This is a genomic window from Algoriphagus sp. PAP.12, assembly GCF_026652115.1.
Lineage (GTDB): Bacteria > Bacteroidota > Bacteroidia > Cytophagales > Cyclobacteriaceae > Algoriphagus.
Map to the genome: position 1 here is coordinate 84912 of NZ_JAPPSQ010000011.1, position 18965 is coordinate 103876.

Annotated in this window: 15 protein-coding genes; 7 read left to right on the top strand and 8 right to left on the bottom strand. The window is 40.5% G+C overall.

The features are described 5' to 3' along the window. Positions 1 to 7: 7 nt before the first annotated feature. The 3 genes from atpA (at position 8) to O0V13_RS13995 (ending at position 4195) form a co-directional block, all read left to right on the top strand. Complete coding sequence (atpA, locus tag O0V13_RS13985; protein WP_073572561.1) at positions 8 to 1585, top strand: F0F1 ATP synthase subunit alpha; 1578 nt, start codon at positions 8 to 10, stop codon at positions 1583 to 1585. A gap of 61 nt (positions 1586 to 1646) precedes the next feature. Then, positions 1647 to 2519, top strand: coding sequence for an ATP synthase F1 subunit gamma (gene atpG / locus O0V13_RS13990; RefSeq protein WP_268035587.1), 873 nt, complete (start codon positions 1647 to 1649; stop codon positions 2517 to 2519). A 104-nt stretch (positions 2520 to 2623) separates the two neighbouring features. Further along, positions 2624 to 4195: a sulfatase family protein gene (locus tag O0V13_RS13995; protein WP_268035588.1), complete on the top strand. Its 1572-nt coding sequence runs from the start codon at positions 2624 to 2626 to the stop codon at positions 4193 to 4195. Positions 4196 to 4213: 18 nt separating this feature from the next. Here the strand turns inward: O0V13_RS13995 and O0V13_RS14000 are convergent, their stop codons facing one another. The 5 genes from O0V13_RS14000 to O0V13_RS14020 all read right to left on the bottom strand — a co-directional run bounded on the left by O0V13_RS14000 (position 4214) and on the right by O0V13_RS14020 (position 9583). Next, a complete protein-coding gene (locus tag O0V13_RS14000) occupies positions 4214 to 4618 on the bottom strand; it encodes a DoxX family protein (RefSeq protein WP_268035589.1) in 405 nt (134 codons plus the stop codon). A 92-nt stretch (positions 4619 to 4710) separates the two neighbouring features. Then, entirely contained in the window at positions 4711 to 5958 is a 1248-nt protein-coding gene (locus O0V13_RS14005; RefSeq protein ID WP_268035590.1) for an NAD(P)/FAD-dependent oxidoreductase, read from the bottom strand. Between the two features lie 77 nt (positions 5959 to 6035). Further along, a complete protein-coding gene (locus tag O0V13_RS14010; RefSeq protein WP_268035591.1) occupies positions 6036 to 7040 on the bottom strand; it encodes a 4-hydroxyproline epimerase in 1005 nt (334 codons plus the stop codon). 102 nt (positions 7041 to 7142) lie between these two features. Then, positions 7143 to 8600 carry an aldehyde dehydrogenase (NADP(+)) gene (locus tag O0V13_RS14015; protein ID WP_268035655.1) on the bottom strand — a complete coding sequence of 486 codons (1458 nt, stop codon included), beginning with the start codon at positions 8598 to 8600 and terminating at the stop codon, positions 7143 to 7145. A gap of 92 nt (positions 8601 to 8692) precedes the next feature. Then, entirely contained in the window at positions 8693 to 9583 is an 891-nt protein-coding gene (locus O0V13_RS14020) for a dihydrodipicolinate synthase family protein (protein ID WP_268035592.1), read from the bottom strand. Positions 9584 to 9715: 132 nt separating this feature from the next. Here O0V13_RS14020 and O0V13_RS14025 point away from each other — a divergent pair, with 132 nt between their 5' ends. The 3 genes from O0V13_RS14025 to O0V13_RS14035 all read left to right on the top strand — a co-directional run bounded on the left by O0V13_RS14025 (position 9716) and on the right by O0V13_RS14035 (position 11590). Further along, the gene (locus tag O0V13_RS14025; protein ID WP_268035593.1) at positions 9716 to 10588 is read left to right on the top strand and encodes an AraC family transcriptional regulator; all 873 of its coding nucleotides are present in this window, start codon (positions 9716 to 9718) and stop codon (positions 10586 to 10588) included. Positions 10589 to 10802: 214 nt separating this feature from the next. Then, on the top strand, positions 10803 to 11342 hold the full coding sequence (locus O0V13_RS14030; RefSeq protein ID WP_268035594.1) for a hypothetical protein: 540 nt from the start codon (positions 10803 to 10805) through the stop codon (positions 11340 to 11342). Positions 11343 to 11371: 29 nt separating this feature from the next. Beyond that, positions 11372 to 11590, top strand: coding sequence for a hypothetical protein (locus O0V13_RS14035; protein WP_073572570.1), 219 nt, complete (start codon positions 11372 to 11374; stop codon positions 11588 to 11590). Positions 11591 to 11647: 57 nt separating this feature from the next. Here the strand turns inward: O0V13_RS14035 and O0V13_RS14040 are convergent, their stop codons facing one another. Both O0V13_RS14040 and O0V13_RS14045 read right to left on the bottom strand, forming a co-directional pair. Continuing rightward, positions 11648 to 15292 (bottom strand): ABC transporter permease/M1 family aminopeptidase, encoded by a 3645-nt coding sequence (locus O0V13_RS14040; RefSeq protein ID WP_268035595.1) that lies wholly within the window; start codon positions 15290 to 15292, stop codon positions 11648 to 11650. A gap of 9 nt (positions 15293 to 15301) precedes the next feature. After that, on the bottom strand, positions 15302 to 16189 hold the full coding sequence (locus tag O0V13_RS14045; RefSeq protein ID WP_268035596.1) for an ABC transporter ATP-binding protein: 888 nt from the start codon (positions 16187 to 16189) through the stop codon (positions 15302 to 15304). Between the two features lie 261 nt (positions 16190 to 16450). Here O0V13_RS14045 and O0V13_RS14050 point away from each other — a divergent pair, with 261 nt between their 5' ends. After that, a complete protein-coding gene (locus O0V13_RS14050) occupies positions 16451 to 18133 on the top strand; it encodes a DUF885 family protein (RefSeq protein WP_268035597.1) in 1683 nt (560 codons plus the stop codon). Positions 18134 to 18196: 63 nt separating this feature from the next. On the opposite strand, the gene O0V13_RS14055 is transcribed toward O0V13_RS14050, so the two are convergent. Next, entirely contained in the window at positions 18197 to 18958 is a 762-nt protein-coding gene (locus O0V13_RS14055; protein ID WP_268035598.1) for a Spy/CpxP family protein refolding chaperone, read from the bottom strand. Positions 18959 to 18965 lie beyond the last annotated feature (7 nt).

The following is an 18965-nucleotide window of genomic DNA, read 5'->3' on the forward strand; positions in this document are numbered from 1 at the left end:
CTATATCATGGCAGAAGTAAGACCAGATGAAGTTTCGGCGATCTTGAGAGAGCAGCTCTCAGGTGCCAGAACAGAGGCCGAACTCGAAGAAGTGGGAACAGTCCTTCAAGTAGGGGACGGTGTAGCTCGTATCTATGGACTTTCTAAGGCTCAGGCCGGGGAATTGCTGGAATTCGACAATGGTCTGAAAGCAATGGTACTGAACTTGGAAGAAGACAATGTAGGTGCTGTATTGTTCGGTGACTCTAAGGAGATCAAAGAAGGCGATACTGTAAAGCGTACTAAGAAAATTGCTTCTATCCAGGTAGGTGAAGGAATGTTGGGCCGCGTTGTGGATACTTTGGGTAACCCTATCGATGGTAAAGGTCCTATCGCTGGTGATTTGTACGAAATGCCTTTGGAGCGTAAAGCACCAGGTGTAATCTACAGACAGCCGGTAACTGAGCCTCTTCAAACTGGTATCAAGTCAATTGATGCGATGATTCCAATCGGTAGAGGACAGCGTGAATTGGTAATTGGTGACCGTCAGACTGGTAAGACTGCGGTAGTTATCGATACCATCCTTAACCAAAAAGAATTTTACGATAAAGGTGAGCCTGTATTCTGTATCTACGTTGCTGTAGGCCAGAAAGCATCCACTGTTGCCGGTGTGGTAGCAGCTTTGGAAAAAGGCGGTGCCCTTCCTTATACAGTAGTAGTTTCTGCCGCTGCTTCTGATCCAGCTCCAATGCAGTTCTTTGCTCCATTTACTGGTGCTGCTATCGGGGAATTCTTCCGTGATACAGGACGTCCTGCTTTGGTAGTTTATGATGATCTTTCTAAGCAAGCTGTAGCTTACCGTGAAGTTTCTCTTCTATTGAGAAGACCTCCGGGACGTGAAGCATATCCAGGTGATGTATTCTACCTTCACTCAAGATTGCTAGAAAGAGCTGCGAAAATCAACAAGTCTGACGAAATCGCTTCTCAGATGAATGATCTTCCAGATTCTCTTAGACCTTTGGTTAAAGGTGGTGGTTCTTTGACCGCACTTCCGATCATCGAAACTCAAGCTGGTGATGTTTCTGCTTATATTCCGACAAACGTAATTTCCATTACTGACGGTCAGATCTTCTTGGAGACTAACCTGTTTAACTCTGGTATCCGTCCAGCTATTAACGTAGGTATCTCCGTATCCCGAGTAGGTGGTAACGCGCAGATCAAATCTATGAAGAAGGTAGCCGGTACTTTGAAGTTGGATCAGGCTCAGTTCCGTGAATTGGAAGCTTTTGCCAAGTTCGGTTCTGACCTAGATGCTACTACTAAGCGTACTATCGAAAGAGGTAGAAGAAACCAAGAAATCTTGAAGCAGCCTCAGTACTCTCCAGTATCTGTAGCTCATCAGGTAGCTATCATCTATGCTTCTACTAGAGGCTTGATGGATACTGTACCTGTTGAAAAAGCAAGAGCATTCGAGAAAGAATTCTATACCTTGTTGGATACTTCTTATCCAGATGCATTGGAGTTGATCCTAAAAGGAAATATCGACGGAGCAGGTGAAGTTTTGAAAAAAGCTGCTGCAGAACTAGCTCCTAAGTACGCAAACTAAATCAAACCAACCGGAGGTGAAAGCCTCCGGGTTTTAGATATCTGATTACAATAAAGCACGAATGGCTAACCTCAAGGAAGTAAAGGAACGGATCAATTCGGTAGTCTCTACACAGCAGATTACCAAAGCAATGAAAATGGTATCCGCTGCGAAACTCAGAAGAGCTCAGGACAAAATCGTTCAGATGCGTCCTTACTCTCAGAAGTTGACCAATATCCTGAACAATGTATCTGCTGCATCTGAAGGTGCTGCAGACATTGTTTTTGCTGAAAAACGTGACGTGAAAAAGGTATTGATAGTACCTGTCACTTCTGATAAAGGCCTTTGTGGTGCTTTCAATACGAACGTGATCAAGGCTACCAATGCTGCGATCAAAAATCAATTTGCTGATAAAGAGATTACAATTTTGCCTTTGGGTAAAAAAGCTTACGAAACTTTCAAAAAGCGTGAGTTTTCTGTAATCAACGATTTCTATCAAGTATTCTTGGATGTATCTTTTGACAATGTCAGAGCTGCTGCAGAATATGCGATGAATGGATTTATCGCTGGTGACTATGATCAAGTAGTATTGGTATTCAATGAATTCAAAAACGTAGCTACTCAAATCATCCGTACCGAACAATTTTTGCCAATGGCAAAAGAGGAAGGTGCTGAAGAAGTAAAAGCTGCTGAATCAGATTATATCATGGAACCTTCCAGATCCTATATTATCGAGGAATTAGTTCCTACCTCTTTGAAAATTCAATTCTACAAAGCTGTATTGGAAAGCAATGCTTCTGAGCATGGTGCTCGAATGACAGCGATGGATAAAGCGACTGAAAATGCTGGTGAATTGTTGAAAGAGTTGAGATTGATGTACAACAGATCTCGTCAAGCGGCGATTACGAATGAGATTTTGGAAATCGTAGCTGGTGCAAATGCACTTGGCGGATAATTATTACAATAGACCTATCTTCAAAACCACAGCTCGCAAGGGTTGTGGTTTTTTTGTTTTTAGGCTGTACGCCCTATTTCTTTTTATTTGTTATTTTAGCCTTTATGAAAAACCCCATTTCGAAGTCGTCCTTATTTTTATTGGCCATTGCTTTCCTTTTTTCTTGCCAGACAAAACAGGAAGAAGTCCAAACTCCTCCCAATGTGATCATCATCCTAGCTGATGACTTAGGCTATGGGGATATCGGAGCTTTTAATCCTGAAAGTAAAATCCCTACTCCTTACATAGATCAATTGGCAGCAGAGGGAATGATGTTTACGGATGCTCATACCCCTTCGGCTGTTTGTACACCTACCAGATATGGTCTCTTAACCGGTAGGTATAATTGGCGGTCCAGATTGAAAAACGGGGTATTAACAGGGAAGTCCAAGGCATTGATTCCCGAGGGCCGTTCTACGATGGCATCTGTCTTAAAGCATCAAGGATATAATACTGCTTTTATAGGAAAGTGGCATTTGGGTTGGAATTGGGGAATCAAGGATGGAGCTGAGGACAAGGGTGAAGGTTGGGACCCACAAGATTTCGATCAAATTGATTTTGCGAAACCAATCACCCATAACCCAAACGATCTTGGGTTTGACTATTCCTATGGACATTCTGGTTCATTGGATATGGCTCCATATGTCTATGTCGAAAATGGATTTTCCACAGCTGTTCCTGATACGATCACGGTGAATACAGGTAAATATTCTTGGTGGAGAAAAGGTCCAACTTCTTATGATTTTGACCATGATCAAGTGACTCCTCATTTCTTTTCCAAAGCCCAGGATTACATTCGTAGCCAGACAGACTCCAAGGATCCTTTCTTTTTGTATTTGGCTTTGCCATCACCTCATACTCCTATCCTTCCAACTGAAGAATGGCAGGGAAAAAGTGATCTGGTACCTTTTGGAGACTTTATGATGATGATCGATGATTATGTTGGAGCCTTAATGGAAACCTTGGAAGCATCTGGTCAAGCTGAAAACACCATAGTGATATTTACAAGTGATAATGGAGGATCTCCTGCTGCGGGATTAGATGTGATGAAAGAGCTAGGTCATGAGTCAAATTACATTTTCAGGGGTCATAAAGCCGATATCTACGAAGGAGGACATAGAGTTCCATTTATCATTCGTTGGCCAGAAAAAATCCAAAAGGGGAGTAAGCGTGATGTAACAATTAACTTGACTGATTTAATGGCCACCGTAGCTGATATATGTGGATATACGCTTCAGGATAATGAAGGGGAAGACAGTTATAGTATGGTGAAACTATTGGATGCGAATCAAAAAGTCGATTCTTTCAGAGAAGCGAGTGTCTATCATTCCATCAATGGAAGTTTTGCCATTCGTAAAGGCGATTGGAAACTAATCATGGCCAAAGGGTCAGGAGGATGGAGTTCTCCTAAACCTAATACTGAGGAAGAAGAAGGTTTGCCTGATGTCCAACTGTACAATCTGGCAGATGATATTCAGGAATCAACCAATGTATACGATGCTCATCCGGAAATAGTAGAAGAGTTAAAATCTCTTTTGATCAAATATATTCAAGAGGGGAGAAGTACTCCCGGAGCACCTCAAAAGAATGATGAAATATCTGACCCTTGGACTCAACTTTGGTTTATTGATGAATAATAAAATTTTAAAAAGGGCCTAGACGTAAAGTCTGGGTTTTTTTGATGTGAGTCCATCTATGGAGAATTTCCCTCCTCCAGCAATACATAGTGTCAAGAAGCAAATAAAGAACATGAGAGGGAGTTCTTTTCTTCCAAAAGGATCATCAGCATGGGCATAAAATGCAGCTGTCAGCATGGTTGCCATTAATGGAATTGTAGCAAGTCTGACTTTGAAACCGACGATAACTAGTGCTGCACAAATTACTTCAGCAAAAGTGGCCATTGCTAATGATACAGTTGGTCCTAAACCAAATGGGTCAGAAAATTTGACTTCATCAGCAAAAAGACGATTGATTTTGGGTATACCGTGGGTTAGAATCAATGCACCGGAACCTAACCTCAAGATTAGAAGTGCTATGTGTTTTTCAATGGATTTTTTCATAGGGGCGATTTGAATTCCTACCTAAAAAAATAAAAAATGGGCTAGATGTAAAGCCCATTTTTATATTTCTACTTATTTTTTTAGGAAAGGTATTAGCTATACCTACCTACTTCAAATCCATTGATTTTTAGAGAAGTGTCTTTGTGTTCATGAAGTTCAGCTAAGAGTTTCCCTGTAGCTGGTGCCAAAGATACTCCCATCATCGAATGACCACTGCCAACTAGCACATTGGTGTAATTTGGAGCAAATCCGATGTAGGGCAACCCATCAGGAGAGCAAGGTCGAAGTCCCTTCCAGATTTTATCTGTTTCAGGAAATTTGGCTTCAAATTCAGGGTAATACTGATTGATAGATTCATAAATCCCCTTTACTCTATTGATATTTACTTTCTGGCTGGTACCGGTAATTTCCATGGTTCCTCCAAATCGAATGGTTTCTCCATATGGGCTGACCGCTACCTTTTGTTCCGTCAAGATGGTAGCTTGCTTGATTTCTGGATTATTTTTCTGAATAAAAGAATAACCTTTTCCACCCATCATAGGAAGAGAAAAACCTAACATATCTGCCAATTCTCCAGACCAAGAGCCACCGCAAAGAATTACTTTTTCACAGGAAAGACGACCTTCTTTGGTAATCACTGCAGTGACCTGCGTTGCGGTTTTTTCGAAGCCTTTGACTTCGGATTTTTTTAAGAATGTTACTCCTTTTTCTTTCAAATAGGTTTTTAAGAAACCATACAAAGCTCCTGGATCTAAATGTGCATCCCCTGGGAAAAGAACCGCTCCACGAGCATTCAATTTGATATTGGGTTCTATTTCCTTTAGCTCACTTGGTCCCAAAATCTCAGCTTCCAAACCATGCTTTCTAGCCAAGAAAGCGAACTCTGTTTCTTCCTTTTCTATGGCTTCTGTTTGATAAGCCATCATCAAGCCCTTTTCTTGAAGTGCCAAAGCGGCTTCCGGATGTTCAGCTTTGAAAGTAAGGTAAAGTGCCTTGCTTAGAAGACTCAGGTTTTTAAGGTGAGGAATGGCTTTTTCTACTTGTTTTTCATTGGCATTTTTGAAAAACAGCATACACCATCTCGCCAATTTGTAGTCTAACCTTGGATGGATATAAAAAGGACTTTTGGAAGAAAACATCCAAGAAATCCCCTTGCTGATCATTCCTGGTGCCGCCAAAGGGATTATGTGGCTCGGTACAATCATACCTGCATTTCCAGTTGAGCAGTTTTGGCTCAGATCAGTTTTGTCAATGACTGTAACTTCGACTCCTTCTTTCTGAAGGAAATAAGCGGTGAATAGTCCCACAATCCCACCGCCAACGATTAAAGTTGGTTTCATTTCTAGAATCAAGAATTTAGTATCAAGAATCAAGAACCAAAGAACTGTCTTGGTTCTTGGCTCTAGGTTCTTGTATCTTATATGACTTGGAATCCATGTACATAAGGGTCATCATCATCCAAAATGATGGTGTTGTAGCCATACACTTTGGCCCATCCCTCGATACTTGGAACTATTGCCGGCTGTCCGGCGATTTCTGTTACTTCTTCAATTCTTCCGATGAACTTAGACCCAATGAAGCTCTCATGGATGAATTCATCCCCTGGCTTGAGCCAGCCTTTGGCAAACCATTGAGCCATTCTAGCTGAGGTTCCAGTGCCACAAGGTGATCTGTCAATTGCTTTGTCTCCATAGAATACAGCATTTCTGGCTGTACTGGTCTCATCGATGGTTTTACCTGTCCACATCACATGTGAAAGTCCTCTGATCTTTTCATGCTCAGGATGAACGAAGTCGTATTTTTCATTCATTTTTTTCCTGAGATTTCTAGCCATGGAGATCAGTTGCTCAGCTTTGAAATGCTCAAGGCCTAGGAAGTTTTCCTGTGGATCCACAATGCAATAGAAATTGCCTCCGTAAGCCACATCTACGGTTAATTTCCCTAATTCTTCGATTTCTATCTCAAGGTTTTCAGCCGCCAAGTAACTTTTGACATTGGTAAGTTTGACTGATTTGACCTTTTTGCCTTCCTGCTTATACTCCACCAAAACCAATCCTGCTGGGGCTTCCATTCGAAGGAAACCGGGAGTTTTTGGATGAATTAATCCTTCTTCGATCGCAATGGTTATGGTGCCAATCGTACCATGTCCGCACATAGGAAGGCATCCGGAAGTCTCAATAAATAAGACTGCAAAGTCATTTTCTGGATCATGAGGAGGGAAAAGCATGGATCCGGACATCATATCATGTCCTCTTGGTTCGAACATTAAGCCTGTTCTGATCCAATCCAGATTTTCCAGAAAATATTGACGTTTTTCAAGCATATTATCCCCTTTGAGAAAAGGAACTCCGCCTGAAACAACTCGTACTGGATTACCACAAGTATGGGCATCTATGCACGAGAAAGTATGTCTTGATGGCATATTTTGATTAGAAATTAGAAATCTTATAGTTGAAAATCTCGGGAATCAACAGTTTGTTTTTTCTGATTTCAAACTCTGAATTCCCGAGAATCTTCAGTTTTCTTATTTAGTATAAGCACCGTTTACCAATCTCCAAATCCCTAATGGATTACCATCTTTCAATGCATCTGGAAGTAATTCCTGAGGCATGTCTTGAAGGGCAATCGGTCTTGCAAATCGTTTGATGGCATGAGCACCTACAGAAGTACTATTTGGAGCAGTGGTCGAAGGGTAAGGCCCACCATGCTGCATCGCAAATCCAACTTCTACTCCGGTTGGAACGCCTTTGAATAGCAATCGACCACATTTTTCTTCCAAAAGATTCAACAAGAATAGTTGATCCTTCAATTCGGAATCCTCAGCCCACACAGTAATGGTCAATTGTCCATGAAGGTTTTTGACGATTTCTAGTAGTTCTTCTTCAGTTTCATAAACTACCATCATCGCAAATGCTCCAAAGACTTCCTTCTGGAATACTTTATCCTTGATCCAATCAGCAGCCTGAATTTCTGCCAAAGCTGTACTTCCGTTGATGAGGTGTTGAGGGTCAGCAACTTTCACCCATCTCAATTCTTCTCTAGATTGGAAAAATTGGATAGAATCGTAATATGCTTGTGCAATGCCAGGGTGAAGCATTGGCGCAGAGGCAATATCGTTCAGTTCTTCAGCGATAGCTTTTTCAAAAGCGTTTGCTTGTGCTTTAGGAACGAAAATCAATCCTGGGTTGGTGCAAAACTGACCTACACCCAAAGTCAGGGAAGAGATAAATGCTTTAGCCAAAGCATCGTTGTTCTTTTCAAGCTTTTCTGGGAAACAGAAGATCGGATTGACAGAACCCATCTCAGCATAAACTGGAATAGGCTCTTCCCTTTGGCCAGCCAAATCAAATAAGGCTTTTCCGCCTGCATGAGATCCAGTGAAGCCTACAGCTTTTGCCAAAGGATGCTTTACCAAAGCCTGTCCCACATCAATTCCTCCTTCAACATGCGAGAAAATTCCTGAAGGCAATCCTGATTTTGTAATAGCTTTAGCGATACATTCAGCAACTTTTTTGGAAGTCTCTGGATGTGCAGGGTGTGCTTTATAAATAACAGGACAACCCGCAGCCAAAGCAGAAATGGTATCACCACCAGCGGTAGAAAAGGCCAATGGGAAATTGCTTGCTCCGAAAACAACCACAGGACCCAATGGAGTCAACATTCTTCGAATGTCAGCCTTAGGTAATGGTTGTCTACCCGGGTCAGCAGGATCAACGGTTGCTTCTACCCAAGATCCTTCTTTTACTAGGTTGGCAAATAGTTTGATTTGACCGGTGGTACGTCCAAGCTCGCCATTGATTCTACCTTCTGGAAGGTTCGATTCTTTGACAGCAAGAGGAACAATCTCGGCTCTATGTGATTCTAATATTTCAGCCAATGTCTCCAAAAATGCTCCTTTCTCTTTACCAGAAAGGTTTTTATAAAAAAGGAAGGCTTCTTGGGCTGACTCAAATAATTGATCGATGTTCATTTTTGAATGGATTGAAAATTGTAAGATTCGAATTAAAATTAGGCAAAAATCTGATGATAGACCTTTGCATAGGTAATACTCCTATTTTCCTGATTTTAGGCTACTTACAATTTCGGCCTTTTTGCTAAACCTTCAGTAATAATCGCTTCTATTCTCTCTCTTTCTTCACCAATCAAGGTCAATCTTGGAGCTCTAACATACTCAGAACCTACCCCACAATGCTGTTCAGCCAATTTGATGTATTGAACCAATTTAGGATGAATATCCAATTCAAGAAGTGGAAGGAACCATCTGTAGATTTCTCTGGCCTCTTCGATTTTACCTTCGTTTACCAGATTGAAGATGGTTACAGTTTCTTTAGGGAAAGCACAAACCAAACCAGCAACCCATCCTACGGCGCCCATAAGCAATTCTTCCATTGCTAAAGTATCTACACCGCATAGCAATTGATATCTGTCTCCAAAGCGATTGATCATACGGGTCACATTAGAAATGTCACGAGTAGATTCTTTGATCGCTTGAATATTAGGGCAATCAGTAAGCTCGGCAAACATGTCAATAGTCACCAAAGTCTTGTAATCTACAGGATTGTTATAGATCATGATTGGAAGGGAAGTAGAATTTGCGACAGTTTTGAAATATGTCACTACTTCACGAGCATCTGCCGAATATCTCATCGGAGGAAGCATCATCAGACCGGAAGCTCCTAATTCTTCAGCTTTTTTAGCCCAGAATAATGCATCTTGCGTGGCACCTTCTGCAATGTTAAGGATCACAGGAACCTTACCATCTACATATTTCACAGTTTCACCTGTCAATTGGATTTTCTCTTCCTGAGAAAGAACAGAGCTTTCGCCAAGTGTTCCTCCCAAGATAATTCCGTGAACACCAGACTCTAATTGAAAGTCAATGTTTTTGAAGAATAGATCCATATCCAATGTTCCATCTGCATGGAATTTGGTTGTTACAGCTGGGAATACGCCTTTCCAATTCATAGTTTTTTTTGTTTCAAAGGTACTTTAGTGATAGTGGGCTATCTTTCACAGGATTAGTATAATTTGATACTATATTGACTTTTTTATCTAATAATATTTACAAATACTGTAAAATACTATTAATTTAGCTCCATGTCAAAGGTTATTGCTTTTCAGATCCCAAAGTCCCAGAAAGAGTTCATTCGATTTCAACAGGACAGAGGAGCGCATTTTTACGATAAATTGCACCAGCATCCCCAGCTTCAATTGACAGTGATTTTGGAGGGAAGTGGTCAATTTTTGAGTGGAGACTATATGGGGAGATTTCAGCCAGGAGATGTTTTTTTCTTGGGAGAGAACGTTCCTCACGTATTCCGAAGTGATGCTGAATATTTTGCAGACGATTCTATTTTAAAAATTGCTGGGGATACGCTTTTTTATGATTTCCAGGCATTCGGCGATTCAATATGGGAAGTGGAGGATTTGCAGGGATTGAAAAGTTTCTTACCTCCAAAAGGTTCTTGCTTCCAGATTTTTGGTGAGACACAAGTAAGAATTCAAGAGCTATTTAAGGAGTATCAATTCAGCAAAAACTTGTTTCGGTTTCAGAAAGGAATGGAGATCTTGGCGGTTTTGGAAAAAGGTTCTGATGATTTTATTTCTTTGAATAAAACGGAGGGCTTGGTTGGTTTATCGGAAAAAGATGGCAGTAGGATGGATCAAATCCTTCGATACCTTTTAGATAATAGGTTTAGGGCAATTTCTCTTGATGAGATTTCAGAGCAAGCGAATATGAGCAAAGAAGCCTTTTGTCGATTTTTTAAAATGAGAACGAGAAAGACTTTTACCCAATATGTCAATCAGCTCCGAATTAGCGAGGCCCAAAAACTTTTGAAGGAATCGGACAGGAATGTTTCTGAGATTGCTTTTAGCATAGGTTATGAAAACCTATCTCACTTCAACAGAAATTTCAAAGTGATCACAGGCAAGACGCCAGTTGAATTCAGGAAATCTCAGATGATTTGAATTTCCCATTTCAATCTGATTTGTGGTTTCTGTTACTTTTTTTCTACAGTTGAGGAATTTCCTTGCTCATAAAATCCCACCAAATAAAATTGGCATGTATTGATCTTAACTGTCTTAAAACTCTGGTAATCAGTAGATTAATTTCTTTGTTTTAGATTTTCTCAATCCAAGGGCACCAATGTTGACTAATGGAGTGTAGGAAAATTTAACTACTATGAAAAAGCTACTATTATCATTTGCGCTAATCCTGATGGGTGTAAGTGCATTTTCACAACAAAGAGTAAGAGAACTAGATGAGATCAATGAGGACAATTCCTGGTTGAAGGTCGGAGTGAATTTAGGTGCTCCTGTAGGAGACCTTTCCAACTATTCTTCTTTTGCCTTAGGGCTTGATGTTGCAGGCCAATTTATGAGAACAGACAATTTTGGTTTAGGTGTAGCTTCTGGTTATACCCAGTACTTTAAAAAGTCTGATGTTTCTTATGCTGAAAATTTCGGAGTGATTCCTTTGGGGGTCATGTTTAGATATTACCCACAGCCTTCAGGATTTTTTGTTGGTACAGATGCTGGGTATTCCTTTTTCACAGGAGATGGAATGAGTGAAAGCGGTGGGGCATATATCCGCCCTCAATTGGGTTATCACAACTATGATTGGAACATCTTCGGTTTTTATAACCATGTGTTCAATTCCGATCCAGGAATAGATGTTCAGGCTATCGGTGTTGCGGTGACATATAATATCAGATTTAAATAATCAACCAAACAACCAAAAACACAGGCACTATGAAAGCGATAGAACTTTTAGAAAATAAAATTTCCAAAGTAGCTGTATTGGCTATCCTAGGAGTTTTGATTTCTTTTCAAATTTTTGCTCAAGATGGCGGCTTAGATGTCGATATCAACATCGGAAAAACCGAATGGTATGAGCAAACTTGGGTATGGGTAGTTGGAGCTGCTGCCTTTATCTTGATTTTAGTAGCTCTTTTAAGAAGAAAAAAATAGCTGAGTTTAGTTTAATTGGGAGGAGAGGCTGTCTAGAAAAAGAAAGCCTCTTTATTTTTATTCAATTTCTACACTTTGAGTATTGTCATCCGGTATTCGGTCTATCAATTTGTTGTATGGATCAATTCCTGCCTTCACGGGATTTCCTTTCACCCGGATCGTAATTGTCGATTCACCAGGTTTGATTTTGTACTTTTCTAAATAGAGAGGGTTTACTCGAGTTCTGCCATTCTCATCTTCATCTTCCTCTGCAAAAACTCCAATATCAATATAATCGCCTTCGTAACTAGCTTCAGATTCTTTGCCAGTTTCGTCTGCATAGAGTTTTTGAGATTTAATGTTCAAAGTCAATTCAAATTCATTTTCCCCAATCTCTTTTGCTATCACAGATTCCGTTCTGTTATCATATAGCGTGATTTTATTCCAAGTATCATCTAGATAATACTGAAGACTATCTGGAGTTGCTGCTTGTAGATAGCTATACAAATCAGCACTTCCCGGGAATGGTGGTGATTGCTTCAATCCAAAATCCCGATTGAAAGCATAAAGAGCGGAATCCATGGCTTCGTTTCCGATGAGATCCCGAAGGCCATATAAAATCAAACTTCCCTTGTTATACCATTGATAAGCGCGGTTGCAGTTGATAAAGACATTTTCTTTTTTGCTTTCAAATGCCCTACCTCTCAGATAATCATCCAGCTCATCCTTTAGGAAACGTTTCATGTTATCCTTTCCATATTTTCTTTCAGTCAAAATCAATGCAGAAAACTCTGCCAAAGCTTCTGAAATCAGGTTTGCCCCACGAGTATAATTTGGAGTAATCTGATGTCCCCACCACTGATGCGCCAATTCATGAGCAGTGACGTAATAGACATAATCAAAATCATTCGGATCTGAGAAATTGGCTACCCATCCAAAGCTTTCAGAAAACGGAACGGTATTCGGGAAAGACTGGGCAAATCCTGCATATCTCGGAAATTCCAATAGGCGCATCTGTCTAAACTGGAAATCGCCGTAGGTTTCTGAGAAGTAAGTCAAGCCATCTTTGTATGCTTGAAGGAAGCGATCCAAATTGTAGGGGTGCTTTTTGTCATAAAAGATCTCAATATCCACTTTTTGGCCATCAGGAAGGTTGGTTTCATCTTTCATGACTTCATATTCTGCAGAGACGAAAGTGAAGAAAGCCTGAATTGGAGTATCCTGGATATAGTGGAAATACTTTCTTCCATTTTCTTCCCATTCTTTTTGCAAATATCCAGGTGCAACTGCGATTTGTGTAGGGATGGTACTAACCACCGCTTCAAATTGGATGAAATCAGCATCGTCGGCAAAGAGTAAAGTTTGTCTTCCTTTTGGGTCGTCGTGAGGAGGTAGATCTTCAGGTTTTTCAGGAAGTTCATATTTCCTTCTATCCTCATCTGAGCTGATCTCCGAGTCCGGATTATACCCAATTTCTGGAATTCCTCCCGAAAAGAATGTCCCATTGTAAACGAGCTCTCGGCCATATCCTGAGTTCGGGAAACCCTGATTGGTTGACTCGCTAATAATGGTTAGATTCAAAGTGTCCCCTGGTTGCATGGTGTTGGGCAGCGCAGTGATTTGGTACCATTCTCTCTCTGGCTTTTTGCCAAAAAGCTGGAATTTTTTTGCTTCATAGTCCAAAGGAAATCTATGTGCCAAAGTATCTCCATTCAATACCACATTAAACTTGTCCAAAGAAGCCGAATTGAAATGGATAGAGTCAATCGGTGAATTGGTTTTATTGACCAGTTCCACTTCCGCCTTGAAGTAGGCAGCTCTTTCCGTCGGATAGAGATCTGCCTCAATATTGACTCTGGTATATTTCGGTTGAGGTATCCCCTCATATTTTTTCAATTGCTTCTCGTAGGCGACAGACCTCATTTTTCCTTCTTCAGGAGTCATGTAGCCATTTTCGTAGACAACAGTATTGTAGATATAAGCACCGGAAAGTAGAGCTATCAAAATGAACAAAAAGGAGAGTTTGGTTGGTAGATCTCCTAATCTGGATTTGGCAGAATTCCATCGGCTTTTCCAGGAGTTTTCTGTTCCTCTGCTGAAGAAAATGCTAAAGAAAAGAACTAAGAATATCCCCCAAGCTGTCCAATAGAGGTTGAACCAGAATAGCGGTTTGGCAAAATGTCCCAACCCGTTCATGTCGCTCCAGGTGTATCCAGGTTTGTAGCTGAAGAAAAACAAGTTGAAATTGTAATCAGCAAAATCCCTAAAAATCATCATTACCAGCCAAATCCCGATGGCCACCGCATGTCCTGCGAATTTGTTGTTCATGACTAGATGGACCGCAAAAACCAACATGACCATCTGCAAATAATCAGGCAAGGAAATTAAATAACTGTCGATTAGATAAACCTTAAGATCATAAGTAAAATAGCCTTTCAAAGTCTGTACGAGAAGCCCCACGAAAATGGGGATAGTTGTCAAAACCAAGCAAATAAAGGCCATTCCCAAGAACTTGGACGCCACAACGACTCCGTCTTTGACAGGGAAAGTATCATTGATAATAGAGTAGCCTGTGGATTTATCCCGATGAAGTGCTTCTCCCGTGAAAAACACGATGATGATGAATACAAACAAATTGTAATCATAGGTCTTGTACTCCATCAAAAATGAAGTGGAAGGGAAGTTTGGAACGCTATAAAGTGTATTCCCAATCCAAAAATCCAACACCAAGAATATGAGTCCACCAAGCAAAATGGATCGGAAGTAAACGTCCTTCGATATGTTCTGAACCTCGATTTTGGTTAAGGTTTTGAGACTGGTCCATTGATAATTTTTGGAAAAATCTGTTACAACTTTTACGTTCTTTTGAATGATTTCAGAAACCGTTTCAGTCTTTACCTTTGCCTTTTTCTGTTGGGTTTGAAAGAAGTATTCAAAGCTAAACCTGAAGTACGCTGCAATGAAAAATATCAGTCCAACTCCTGACCAAAGAAGTCGATTGAGTAAGAGATTTCCTTCCAAGGGTAAAAAGAAACTGTTCTTCTCATAAGGAGTAAGATATCTGGTTTGCAAAGAGAAAGTGTTCAATCCAAATGGATCAATCAATTGCACCAAATCTTTGTTTTCGATATCCTGAGAAAGGAAATTCGCCAATAGATAGGCGATGAAAATGATGATTCCTCCAGAATAAATGGATCTGATATTTCTCGTAAATACAATCAGAGCGAAGAAAAGTGATCCTGCCAACCAAAGATTGGGCAGTAGAAGTGTGAACCAGGGCTGAAAGTAATTGACCAGTAGATTAGGACCGTACCTTTCTGCTTCTGTTCCGAATAATGGTCCCAGAATGGACCCCAAATAAATCCCTAAAAGAGAACCGGAGGAGATAAAGAGGAGTGTGAAAAAGGAACCCCAGAATCTTCCCATGAAATAACCGAATTTTGAAATCGGGTAGCTGAATAGGAAGGTCCCTGTTTTATGCTCTAAATCCCTGTAAAGAGGGACACCCATCACAGCTGATGCGATTAAAATTCCAAAAATGGAAATCAGCAAAAGGATGTTTGCGATTACAATCGGAGCATTGTGATAGACCTTTTCGGAAGCAGGTGTATTTCCGAAACCGATGAGTAGGAGGCCGACGGTGACCAATAAGAAAAAGTAAATCCAGGTCGCAGGCCTACCAAATCTGTATTTTAGTTCAAATACGAATATATCCTTAAACATAGCCTATGATTAAAGTGTGATTGGATCGACTTTTTTGGAAATAAAGCTGAAATAAACATCCTCCAAATCAGCGGGACTTGGCTCAAATCCATTTCCTGGATCCTCATCACTTTCAATTCTTAAGCTTAGCTTGCCTGCAATCAGTTTGGTTGAGATTAAGTTGTAATCTTGTCTATATTGATCCAAATCAGATTTTTCGATGGATTTCTGGTAGATTTTTCCATCCACCATGGCTAAACCATCTTTTGGTTTTCCTTGCATCAAAACTTCCCCCATACAGATAATGGCCATATTGGAGCAAAGGGTATTGACGTCTTCTACTATGTGAGTTGACAAGATGACGATGGTGTTTTCTCCAATTTCTGAGAGTAGATTATAAAATCGGTTTCTTTCGGATGGGTCCAAGCCTGCAGTAGGTTCATCCACGATGATCAAGGATGGATTTCCCACCAAAGCCTGAGCAATCCCAAATCGCTGTCTCATCCCTCCGGAATAGGTCCCTAAGCCTTTCTTTCTATCCTTGTACAAATTGACCTTGTTAAGGAGAGAAGCTACGAGCTCTTTTCTTTCCCCACTATGACCGACACCCTTCATTTGGGCTATATGATCTAGCATTGTTTCGGCATTAATCCTTGGATAAAGCCCAAAATCTTGAGGAAGGTATCCCAATCTTTCACGGACTCCTTGTTTGTCTTTTAGGACATCTATTCCGTCCAATGAAATGCTTCCTGTATCTGCATCTTGAAGCGTAGCGATGGTCCTCATTAAAGTTGATTTTCCGGCACCATTTGGTCCTAAAAGCCCAAACATTCCTTGTGGAATGGTAAGGGAAACGTCATTTAAGGCCCTAACTCCATTGGAGTAGGTTTTGGAGAGATTGGAGATAATTAATTCCATAAAATAGTAAGGCGGTTTGTTATGATAAACTGGTTTAAAAGTAATAGGCTATTAATATAAGAATTTGATTTATAGAAAGTTGCTATGCCTGTGAAATAGCCTTTTATAACCTTAGATGCATAATTGGGATAAGTGGATGCAGTGAAGTCCCAATTTTTTTTTAACTAGGTCTGGCCATTTCTCATACGTTGAATTGAAAAATGTATTGACCCAGAATACCTATTCACTATTTGAAACCAAAATTAAAACCATCCGACCTTTATGAAAAAGTTTTATTTGACGCTGGTTCTATGTCTTTCCCTAAGTATGGCTTGGGCTACCGAACTGGTGGATATGATTACTGCCTACCAGGCAGATCGAGGCGCTTTATTTAGATTATACACCAATAGAGTCTCTGAAGAGTATTTTTCCAGGATGCAATCCTTCAATCAGGATTATCTGGATGCTTTGGAAAAGAAAAACTATAATTCCCTTTCCGAAGATGGGAAGATCGATTATGTGCTTTTCAGAAACTATCTCGAGACACAACTTGCTGAGTTGAATCTCGAAAAGCGAGATTTTGAAGAGGTAAAAAATGTTGTGGCTTTTGGAGCTCCTTTGCATGAATTTGTAGTGGCAAGAAGAAGAGCAAATCAACCGGAATCTCAAGCATTGGCTGCCACTTGGAATGAGGTAGCCAAGAAAATTGACGAGCAGTTGGCAGCACTTCCATCCACTAGTAAATATACTTCTTGGCAGAAAGCTGATCTAGCGGCTATGGCTGTAGAAAGCTTGAATGGTGTAGTGAAAGAGGCTTATGATTTTTATTTTGACTATGATCCTGAGTTCACCTGGTGGATGCCGGAGCCATGGAAAAAGTTAGATGCAAGTATGAAAGCCTATGCAAAAGCTTTGCGTGAGCATTATACCAATTCAGTGAAAGATGATGGCAGCGGGATAATCGGAAAGCCAATTGGACGAGAAGCATTACTTAATCAATTGGCTTTTGAAATGATTGCATATAGCCCTGAGGAATTGATTGCTGAGGCAGAAAAGCAGTTTGCTTGGTGTGAAAAAGAAATGTTGAAAGCATCCAATGAATTGGGATTTGGAGATGATTGGAAGGCAGCTTTGGAAATGGTGAAAGAAACTTATCTACCTGCCGGTGCTTGGCCTGAGGAAGTGGCGAGATTGGGTGAAGAAGCGATTGGAATCATGGAGGAGAATGATTGGATTACTGTTCCTCCTTTGGCAAAGGAAACTTGGAGAACAACCATGATTTCTGCCGAAAGACAAAGGGTAAGCCCATTCTTTTTGGGAGGTGAAGTCATTCAGATTTCTTACCCGACTTCTGAGATGAGTCATGAAGAAAAAATGATGTCCATGCGTGGAAATAACCCTCATTTCTCCAGAGCGACCGTGCAACATGAATTGATTCCTGGTCATCACCTACAGCAATTTATGAATCAGCGATACAACACGCACAGAAGAATGTTTAGAACACCTTTCTGGACAGAAGGCTGGGCTTTGTACTGGGAGTTTGTGCTTTGGGACAGAGACTTTCCAAGAGATGCCAAGGATAAAGTGGGGATGCTTTTCTGGAGAATGCACCGATGCGCTCGTATCATTTTCTCTTTGAGCTATCATTTGGGCACGATGACTCCTCAGGAATGTATCGATTTACTAGTGGATAAAGTTGGGCATGAATATGCCAATGCGGAGGCTGAAGTTCGCCGTTCTTTTGAAGGGAGATACGGCCCATTGTACCAAATCGCCTATATGATCGGAGCGCTGGAGTTCTACTCTTTGAGACAAGAAATGGTAGAATCAGGAAAAATGGATGAAAAAGAATTCCATGACTTGATTATGCAGCAAAATACTATGCCGGTGGAGATTCTAAGAGCCAAGGTGACTGGTAATCCCCTGAATAAAAATCACAAAGCCAGCTGGAAATTTTTGGATTAAGTAAACAAAAAACGGAGACCAATTTGGTCTCCGTTTTTTCTATAAAAATTAACCGTTTCTGAATTATTTTTCTTTTAGAAAGATGACGATTGCTCCGTTTTCAGCTCTTGATCCATACATTGCAACTGCACTTTTTCCTTTTAGGACATTGATACTTTCGATAGTATTTGGATCAATGTCTTTCATTTTAGTAGAAGGAATTATTTCAAAAGAATCACCTTTGGATATAATATACAATGGAGCATCATCAACTCCATTTTGAGCTTGAACAGCAACCGTTCCTTTCACGCCTTGAGTTATTGATGTGGCGTAAGCAGGTCGTCCTGAGACTACTTTTGTTCCATTGACAGAGGCCACGCCCATATTCGAACCTACAGGTGAAGGATATCCTACCACAGTCACCACATTATGTTTGTCCAGATAGTTGATTTGATCTTCAGTCAGTTCATTCTTGATAGCCACGAGAGAGTTTAATTGTTTTTTCTTAAGCTTGTTTTCGATTTCCAAAACCAAATCCATTTGCTTGGAAACAGCAGTCTGATCGATTTTGGTTTTTTCCAACATCCCCTGAAGTTTGGAATTTGCTTCATCCAGATCCCATTTCAAGGTGGAGAATTCACCGGCATTTTCTGCATGGATTTTTTTGATTTTGACAGCCTGAGCATCCGTTAAATTGATTTCATTTCTGGCATCCATTATTCGGTCAGCAGAAAAGAGATTGCCTTTGAAGATGTCCGGTCCCTGAGCAGCTTTAGGAGTTACAAGCAATTGCCCAAAGGCAAAGTTTGAGAGCAGGATAAGTGCGGTTACTAATAGGTTTTTCATTGTGGTG

Coding starts and splice junctions, on each gene's coding strand:
- O0V13_RS14055 (WP_268035598.1), bottom strand. CDS start 18,958: ATGAAAAACCTATTAGTAACCGCACTTATCCTGCTCTCAAACTTTGCC.
- O0V13_RS13995 (WP_268035588.1), top strand. CDS start 2,624: ATGAAAAACCCCATTTCGAAGTCGTCCTTATTTTTATTGGCCATTGCT.
- O0V13_RS14010 (WP_268035591.1), bottom strand. CDS start 7,040: ATGCCATCAAGACATACTTTCTCGTGCATAGATGCCCATACTTGTGGT.
- O0V13_RS14005 (WP_268035590.1), bottom strand. CDS start 5,958: ATGAAACCAACTTTAATCGTTGGCGGTGGGATTGTGGGACTATTCACC.
- O0V13_RS14040 (WP_268035595.1), bottom strand. CDS start 15,292: ATGTTTAAGGATATATTCGTATTTGAACTAAAATACAGATTTGGTAGG.
- atpG (WP_268035587.1), top strand. CDS start 1,647: ATGGCTAACCTCAAGGAAGTAAAGGAACGGATCAATTCGGTAGTCTCT.
- atpA (WP_073572561.1), top strand. CDS start 8: ATGGCAGAAGTAAGACCAGATGAAGTTTCGGCGATCTTGAGAGAGCAG.
- O0V13_RS14020 (WP_268035592.1), bottom strand. CDS start 9,583: ATGAATTGGAAAGGCGTATTCCCAGCTGTAACAACCAAATTCCATGCA.
- O0V13_RS14025 (WP_268035593.1), top strand. CDS start 9,716: ATGTCAAAGGTTATTGCTTTTCAGATCCCAAAGTCCCAGAAAGAGTTC.
- O0V13_RS14045 (WP_268035596.1), bottom strand. CDS start 16,189: ATGGAATTAATTATCTCCAATCTCTCCAAAACCTACTCCAATGGAGTT.
- O0V13_RS14035 (WP_073572570.1), top strand. CDS start 11,372: ATGAAAGCGATAGAACTTTTAGAAAATAAAATTTCCAAAGTAGCTGTA.
- O0V13_RS14030 (WP_268035594.1), top strand. CDS start 10,803: ATGAAAAAGCTACTATTATCATTTGCGCTAATCCTGATGGGTGTAAGT.
- O0V13_RS14050 (WP_268035597.1), top strand. CDS start 16,451: ATGAAAAAGTTTTATTTGACGCTGGTTCTATGTCTTTCCCTAAGTATG.
- O0V13_RS14000 (WP_268035589.1), bottom strand. CDS start 4,618: ATGAAAAAATCCATTGAAAAACACATAGCACTTCTAATCTTGAGGTTA.